This is a genomic window from Roseateles sp. P5_E1 (assembly GCF_054049335.1).
The window spans coordinates 1-594 of the sequence record NZ_JBFUMN010000322.1 but is presented as its reverse complement, the minus strand read 5'-3'; the positions used below and the strand labels follow the sequence as shown (position 1 = coordinate 594).

2 protein-coding genes are annotated in these 594 nt (G+C 60.6%); both read left to right on the top strand.

Features of this window, described 5'->3' with window-relative positions:
* The first annotated feature begins 8 nt into the window (after window positions 1-8).
* Window positions 9-128, top strand: coding sequence for a hypothetical protein (locus ACXJKJ_RS31300; RefSeq protein ID WP_457395520.1), 120 nt, complete (start codon window positions 9-11; stop codon window positions 126-128).
* 37 nt (window positions 129-165) lie between these two features.
* Window positions 166-594 (top strand): SLC13 family permease (locus ACXJKJ_RS31295; protein ID WP_457395517.1); only part of this gene is annotated, 429 nt, incomplete at its 3' end.

The following is a 594-nucleotide window of genomic DNA, read 5'->3' as shown; positions in this document are numbered from 1 at the left end:
ACTGGTACATGCGCGAAAACCTGCGCTTCATGCTCAACCTGATCGAAAGCCGCAACCGCGACCGCCTGGCCAGCGCCACGTTGGACCGCACCCGCGCGGTGACCGGCCGTCTGCAGTTCGATTTCTGACCCTCTTCTTCCGCCCTACCCCTCCTGGAGTCTGCAGATGATGCTGAGCATCCTCGGCTTTGGCATGGTCATTACATTCATGTACTTGATCATGAGCAAGCGGCTGTCGCCGCTGGTCGCCCTCATCACCATCCCGATCGTCTTCGCGCTGATCGGCGGCTTCGGCGCCGGCATCGACGAGATGATGCTGGAGGGCATCAAGAAGATCGCGCCCACCGGCGTGATGCTGATGTTCGCCATCCTCTACTTCGGGGTGATGATCGATGCGGGGCTGTTCGATCCGCTGGTGCGGATCATCCTGCGCTTCGTCAAGGGCGACCCGATGAAGATCGTGCTTGGCACCGCGATCCTGGCGATGCTGATCTCGCTCGATGGCGACGGTTCGACCACCTACATGATCACCGTGTCGGCGATGCTGCCGCTGTACCAACGGCTTGGCATGAATGCGCTCAACATGACCTGCGTA